Annotated in this window: 2 protein-coding genes; both read left to right on the plus strand. The window is 48.3% G+C overall.

The window, feature by feature from the left end; genetic code table 11:
- Positions 1–964: tRNA lysidine(34) synthetase TilS (gene tilS, locus B7X71_RS16130; protein ID WP_293601479.1), on the plus strand; the 964-nt coding region annotated here is incomplete at its 5' end.
- An 84-nt stretch (positions 965–1,048) separates the two neighbouring features.
- Positions 1,049–1,868, plus strand: an 820-nt coding sequence (locus tag B7X71_RS16135) for an aspartate kinase (protein ID WP_293599343.1), incomplete at its 3' end; no start/stop codon positions are given.

Raw genomic sequence — 1,868 nt, forward strand, 5'->3', positions numbered from 1 at the left:
TGGCATTGAAGATCTACTCTTAGCCCACCACCAAAACGATCAAGCTGAAACCGTCCTATTGCAGCTCTTGCGAGGTTCTGGTGTATCTGGTTTATCTGGTATGCCACTTAACCGTGTCAACGCTAAAGACAATCAGTCTATTACGCTCTGGCGACCCCTGCTAAACCTCAGTAAGTCTGAGCTTGAGACTTACGCCAAAGAACACAAACTCAAATGGGTAGAAGATCCCAGTAATCAAAATACGCGCTATCGCCGAAATGCGATTCGTAAAGACATCATTCCGAGGCTGGAGAAAATTCAGCCAGGTGCGATTGCCAATTTTGCTCGCAGTGCAGACCTGCTTGCTCAGTCTCAATTGCTGCTCGATCGCCTGGCTAGACAAGATGGCAAGCATATTCTTCAAGCTCAGCGCTTAAGGCTAGCCCCTCTCTTGCCTCTTGCGAAGGAAGATAAAGCGGCTGCCAATAATTTGATGCGTTACTGGCTCAAGCTAAATGATTTAGTAATGCCATCCCAGGAGCGTCTAGAGTCTTGGTGGAAAGATCTGATGGCGGTAAAAACAGATTCAAATTTGGCATGGCAGCATGATGAGGCGAGCATTTATTTATGGCGTGGCCTCTTACAAGTGGCAAATCGCAAAGTCGGGCAGTGGGTATTTCGTGATGTGCCTGCTAGAAGCAAGTCCCTTGGCTTGCCTGCTGAATGGGTTAAGGAAGCCCAAAATCAGGGTCTTGTTGAGGAAAGGCTTCGTCAGGGGGCAGAAAAGCTCCAAATCAAGCCCAATACCCCACGAAAAACCCTCAAGAACCTTTTCCAAGAATCAGATACCCCACCTTGGGAGCGACAGGCGCCACTGCTTTATATCAATGATGAACTGATAGCGGTCGCTGGGGTGGGGGCGAGCTACCCACATTTGGTGTCGACTGGTAAGCGAGTGCTGCCTGCATGGACTGAGAAGCTATAGCAGGGGGGATAAAACCCTGTAAAATAAGCCCCTTTTAGACCCTAGGGAATGCATTTCCCTATAAACAGACAATACAACGGATTTATGGCTCTTATCGTTCATAAGTATGGTGGCACCTCAATGGGCTCAGTTGAGCGCATTCAGAACGTCGCTAAACGCGTTGCCAAGTGGATGCGTGCTGGCCACCAGGTAGTCGTAGTGCCCTCAGCAATGTCGGGCGAAACAAACCGTTTGCTTGGTTTGGCGAAGGACATTAATCCTGATGCTAATCCCCGTGAACTTGATCAAATCGCCTCTACGGGTGAGCAGGTTAGCTCTGGCTTATTGGCTTTGGCATTACTGCGTGAAGGTGTTGATGCAGTCAGCTATGCTGGTTGGCAAGTAACAGTTCACACGGATTCATCATTTACTAAAGCCCGCATCAAGAGCATTGATGACAAGAAAATTCTTGCTGATCTCAATGCTGGACGTGCTGTAGTAGTTACTGGCTTCCAAGGCGTTGATCCAGATGGCAATATCACCACTTTAGGTCGTGGCGGTTCTGATACATCAGCTGTTGCCATGGCTGCTGCACTGAAGGCGGATGAGTGCTTGATTTACACCGACGTCGATGGCGTCTACACCACAGATCCACGCGTTTGTGAAGATGCACGTCGCTTGGACAAAATTACTTTTGAAGAAATGCTCGAGATGGCAAGTCTTGGTTCAAAGGTATTGCAAATTCGTTCAGTCGAGTTTGCTGGTAAGTACAAAGTTAAAACCCGTGTTCTGTCATCGCTGACAGATCCATTGATGCCCCTTGCTGAAGAGATGAAGTCGGGCACCTTGATTACATTTGAAGAGGACAGCACTATGGAAGCCGCAGTTATTTCCGGCATCGCCTTTGCGCGTGATGAAGCAAAAA

This window comes from Polynucleobacter sp. 39-46-10, from assembly GCF_002282275.1.